Source organism: Microcoleus sp. T3_D1, from assembly GCF_036700405.1.
Classification (GTDB): Bacteria; Cyanobacteriota; Cyanobacteriia; order Cyanobacteriales; family Microcoleaceae; genus Microcoleus.
In genome coordinates this window covers 1-5,464 of record NZ_JAUBOV010000161.1, presented here as the reverse complement: position 1 = coordinate 5,464, position 5,464 = coordinate 1, and the positions used below count along the sequence as shown (strand labels likewise).

The following is a 5,464-nucleotide window of genomic DNA, read 5'->3' as shown; positions in this document are numbered from 1 at the left end:
CCTGATTGTCGGTATGATCGAATCAATGACGTGGCGATCGGCTAGCTCACTCTTTTAAGATACAAGGGGCGGGTTTTACAAACAAAAATTGCCTAAAACCGACAATTTCAAAAACCCGCCCCCACCCTTAGATGATTCGGCGATTGAAATCGCTTCTTGTCAAACGAAGTCCTTCTCTAAGAGACTAAGATAGCCTACCAAAAATACTTTAAAACTATCTATTAAAAAATCTCAAATTATGACTCAAGACTCCGAAAAAAAGGAAGCTTGTTGGGAAAGACTGGATGAAAAAGATTATCTAGCTTTAACCCCCGAAGAACGCAAACTGAAATTGATGAGAATTCAAGCTTTAATTGATGAGGATGGGCAAACACCAGAACAAAAAGCTGAATTGTTTTTTGAACAGGCTTTATTGTATTTGTCTGCTGAAGAATATGCAAAGGCGATCGCCTGCTACGACAAAGCCTTAGAAATCAAACCAGATTTAAACGAAGCCTGGAACAATCGGGGCATTGCACTGGGTAACTTAGGAAGATTAGAAGAAGAGATCGCCTCCTATGACAAAGCCTTAGAAATTCAACCAGATGACCACGCAGCCTGGTACAATCGGGGCATTGCACTGCGTAATTTAGAAAGATTAGAAGAAGCGATCGCCTCCTATGACAAAGCCTTAGAAATCCAACCAGATTATCACGCAGCCTGGTACAATCGGGGCATTGCACTGGATAATTTAGGCAGATGGGAAGAAGCGATCGCCTCCTACGACAAAGCCTTAGAATTTAAACCAGATACACACGAAGCCTGGAACAATCGGGGCAATACACTGGGTAATTTAGGAAGGCGAGAAGAAGCGATCGCCTCCTACGACAAAGCCTTAGAAATCCAACCTGATAAAGACGAAGCCTGGTACAATCGGGGCATTGCACTGGGTAATTTAGGCAGATGGGAAGAAGCGATCGCCTCCTACAACAAAGCCTTAGAAATTAAACCAGATGATGACGAAGCCTGGAACAATCGGGGCATTGCACTAGCTAATTTAGGGAGATGGGAAGAAGCGATCGCTTCCTACAACAAAGCCTTAGAAATCAAACCAGATGATGACGCAACATTTTATAATAAAGCTTGCTGCTATGCGTTACAGAGTCAGATTGACCAAGCGATTCCGAATTTGCAGCAAGCCATCAATCTGAATCCTGACAAAAACCGAGAAATTGCAAAAACTGACTCGGATTTTGACAGTATGCGATGTGATATTCGGTTTCAAGCCTTGATTCAAGGATAGGGATTTGCCGCCCAAGTGGGGGCGGGTTTTTGAGATTGTTAGTTATTGGCAGAAATTGTTGGCGAACCCGCCCCTACAGCATCAAAAACACTATTCAATGAAGCTAGCAGACGCGATATGATGGATAATTAATAGTGAGGTAAAAGATGACTCAACTAAATGTAACCGTAACCAGTGACAGATTTCCCGAACTCATCGCCCGCGTTGAGGATACCGGAGAACGAATTGTCATAGAACAGGAAGGAAGGGCGATCGCTGCTATCATTACTTATGCCGATCTGAAGCGACTAGAAGCACTAGAAGCCGCCCTAATTAACAAAGCAAAACTAGAAGAATATGAATGGCTAAAAGCTGCGATCGCAAATCCAGCCTTTGATTCTCTGAGAGACTCAGCAGAAGATATCTACACTTTAGCTGATGGCGTGCCATTCCACGACCCTGAATGGATTAAAACAGTAGCAATTCAGCCTGATTTTGGTTCGATCCTAGACCCAGAAGAAGACATTTATACTATAGCTGACGGTAAACCATTCCATGACCAAGGGTAAGATTTTCCTAGTACCGTTTCCCTATGATGATTTATCGGCCAACAAACTGCGTCCTGTAGCTTGCTTGACTAACCCTTTGGGAGCGCGACGCCATGTTATTATTGCTTATATTACAAGTCGCTTGCCCACAAATCTATTGGAAACAGATATCGTATTAGAAGCTTCTCATCCCGACTTTCAGGCTTCGGGGCTGCGGGTGCCATCTACTATCAGGCTGCATCAACTGGTAACTGTTTCTACAGTGGTTGTTCAGCGTGAGTTAGGTGAATTATCATCAGATACACAGGCTCAAATTGCTGAAAAGCTTTACAATTTGCTAAGTCAGTGATTGCCGATAGGTGAAACTTATATCAGGACTTACGCAACTTTTAAATTTTTACACTACCCGTAGCAATAAGGGCCGCAATGCACTACAAATAGGGTGGATATGTAAGTCCTGTTATATCTTGGGTGAGGTTTGTCACACCTCAGTACGATCGCCCTTTCCTCTTTTCTACGCAGTAATATAAAAAAAATAGTATTAATCTATACCTACAAATCCAAGCTCTAGAATTATAATGAAAAAAATTGAAAAAGTCCCCAAATTCCTGTAAAATTGCCATAAATAACCAAATAGTCGCGATCGAAAGCACTCAAAGGCGAAAAAGATCGCATATAAAAAAGAAAAGAATCAATTAGACAGAAAATAATGAGGTGAAACCCCTTGCAAAAATTAGCCAGCATAGAAAAGCCGATCGACTCAGGGGAAAAATCCATAGCAGTCAACACCCAAAAGGCTCAAACCTTGTACGAACGCGGCAACGCCCTAGAAGCAATGGGACGATTCCAAGCAGCGATCGAATCTTGGGAAGAAGCGATCGAACTTGAACCAAAATTTTATGAAGCCTGGTACAACCAAGGCGTAGCCCTCAAAAAATTGGGCCAGCTAGAAGAAGCGATCGCAGCCTACAACCAATCCCTACAAATCAAACCAAACAATCCCGAAGCGTGGTATAATCGCGCCAACGTTTTGCGGAAGCTCAACAGACTCTCAGAAGCGATCGCATCCTACGAAAAGGCGATCCAACTCAATCCCAGCTACCCGGAAGCTTGGACGAACCGCGGCAACACCCTCGTCAGCTTAGAAAAATTATCAGAAGCGATCTCCTCCTACGAGAAAGCTATAGCCATCAAACCAGACTACTGCGAAGCTTGGTACAACAAAGCATTTGCCCTGAGAAAATCAGACCAAAATACAGCCGCCATCACTTCTTACGACAAAGCGATCGAACTCAAACCAGACTTGCATCAAGCCTGGTACAACCGCGGCTTAGCCCTAGCCGATGAAAAACTCTACCCGGAAGCCGTCGCCTCCTACGACAAAACTCTGCAACTGCGGCCGAATTCCGCCGAAGCCTGGAACAAACGCGGCAGGGCGATCGCACAAATGGGACAATTTGAAGAAGCGATCGCATCCTGGGACAAAGCCCTCGCACTCAAGCCAAACGACAGCGAAACCTTTTACAACCGCGGCTTAGCCTTCGCCAACTTACAACGCTTGGAAGAAGCAATAGCCTCTTGGGACAAAACCGTAGAGTTGCAGCCAGAGAACACCGAAGCCTGGTACAACCGCGCCGTCGCCCTCAAAAAAATTCAACGATTTAGCGAAGCGATCGCCTCCTACGATAAAATCATCGCACTCACACCCGACGATCCAAACCTGTACTATCAAAAAGCTTGCCTTTACGCCCTGGAAAAAGAAGCAGGCGAGCTCACAAACAGCCAGGAACTTGTAGCCTGCAGCATCGGGCGGGCGATCGAAAACTTATCCAAGGCGATCAAACTCAATCCGCATAAATACCGGAAATTATGCAAAAATGACTCTAAATTGCGTACAATACGGGAAGAAGTGCGGTTTTTAGCTTGATTTCAGGGTAGCTATGATTGATGGATACGGATGCCGCACCGCAACCTTTGTAGGCACAACAGCACCATAAACCCCAATCATGCAAACCCTAGATAAAACTCAAGCAAAATTCGCTCAACTGGCAGCCCACCTCAGAGAAGTTACGGACATCGAATCAGCCTCGTCGTTGCTGCATTGGGATCAATCAACTTATATGCCCCCCAAAGGTGCAACTGCCAGAGGCCGCCAGTTGGCTACTCTCAAACAAATATCCCACGAAAAATTTACAGATCCAAAAATAGGTGAACTCCTAGAAGACTTGCGTTTCTACGAACAAACCCTCCCCTACGACTCCACCGCAGCCAGCCTGATCCGCATAGCCCGCAGAGACTACGATCGCGCCGCCAGAGTTCCCGCAACCTTCATGTCCGCACTCTGCCGCCACCAAGCCGACTGCTACGAAGCTTGGGCCGCGGCCAGGGCAGCCAACAACTTCGCAGCCGTTGAACCGTATCTAGAAAAAACCCTAGAATTAAGCAGGCAGTACGCCGACTTTTTCCCCGGATACGAACACATCGCCGATCCTTTGATCGATCGTAGCGACTACGGCATGAAAGTATCCCTGCTACGCCCGCTTTTCGCCCAACTGCGTCAAGAATTAGTGCCGATAGTCGAAGCCATCACTTCCCAACCTCCCGCCGACGACTCCTGCTTGCACCAAGACTTCCCCGAATTCCAACAACTAGAATTCACCCGCAAAGTTGTAGAACGCATGGGGTTCGACTTCCAACGGGGACGGCAAGACACCACCCTGCACCCGTTCATGACCAATTTCTCCATAGACGACGTGCGAATTACCACCCGCGTCTATGAAGACCACTTGGATCAAGCACTCTTCAGCAGCATCCACGAAGCCGGACACGCCCTCTATGAACTCGGAAATTCCCCGGAATTTGAAGGCACGCTTCTGGCAGGTGGCATTTCCTCCGGCGTGCACGAAAGTCAATCGCGACTTTGGGAAAATATGGTGGGGCGCAGCCGCGGTTTTTGGGAATGTTTCTACCCGCAACTCCAAGGCGTATTTTTGCGACAGTTGGGACACGTATCCACTGACGCATTTTACCGGGCAATTAACAAAGTCTCGCGATCGCTCATCCGCACGGACGCCGACGAAGTAACCTACAACCTCCACGTCGCCATCCGCTTTGACCTAGAATTGGCAATGGTAGAGGGAAAACTAGCAGTCCGAGACCTCCCCGAAGCCTGGAACGAACGCTATAGAACCGACCTCGGCGTTGTTCCCGCCACCGACAGCGAAGGCGCGATGCAAGATGTTCACTGGTATGTTGGTACGATCGGCGGAATGTTCCAAGGTTACACCCTGGGCAACTTGATGAGCGCCCAATTCTACGAAACAGCAGTAAAAATCAATCCTGAAATTCCCGTAGAAATAGAACGGGGCAATTTTAGCGTACTCCACAACTGGCTCAAACAAAACATCTACCAGCACGGCCGCAAATACACTGCTGTCGAATTGATCGATCGCGTTACAGGTTCACCTTTAACTATCGATCCATTTATCCGTTACATTCGCCACAAATACGGGGAGTTTTATGTCATGTAAATTACCCAGCACGTAGCTGAGTACAGGTACTGTGTGGGCTTTCAATATCCCTGAAATGATCTTGCACATTGCAAAACAATCTCGAACCTTCGGGCTTATTTACGAAAGCCCCAATAGCAGCAATA

5 protein-coding genes are annotated in these 5,464 nt (G+C 46.7%); all 5 read left to right on the top strand.

What is annotated here, in order from left to right:
• Positions 1–238 precede the first annotated feature (238 nt).
• Positions 239–1,282 (top strand): tetratricopeptide repeat protein, encoded by a 1,044-nt coding sequence (locus QT992_RS32930; protein ID WP_333342968.1) that lies wholly within the window; start codon positions 239–241, stop codon positions 1,280–1,282.
• 146 nt (positions 1,283–1,428) lie between these two features.
• Entirely contained in the window at positions 1,429–1,830 is a 402-nt protein-coding gene (locus QT992_RS32925) for a type II toxin-antitoxin system Phd/YefM family antitoxin (protein ID WP_333342969.1), read from the top strand.
• A complete protein-coding gene (locus QT992_RS32920; protein WP_333321345.1) occupies positions 1,817–2,158 on the top strand; it encodes a type II toxin-antitoxin system PemK/MazF family toxin in 342 nt (113 codons plus the stop codon). The genes QT992_RS32925 and QT992_RS32920 overlap by 14 nt, the downstream gene beginning before the upstream one ends.
• Before the next feature lie 375 nt (positions 2,159–2,533).
• Positions 2,534–3,736, top strand: coding sequence for a tetratricopeptide repeat protein (locus QT992_RS32915; protein WP_333342970.1), 1,203 nt, complete (start codon positions 2,534–2,536; stop codon positions 3,734–3,736).
• Between the two features lie 79 nt (positions 3,737–3,815).
• Complete coding sequence (locus QT992_RS32910) at positions 3,816–5,339, top strand: carboxypeptidase M32 (RefSeq protein WP_333321347.1); 1,524 nt, start codon at positions 3,816–3,818, stop codon at positions 5,337–5,339.
• Positions 5,340–5,464 lie beyond the last annotated feature (125 nt).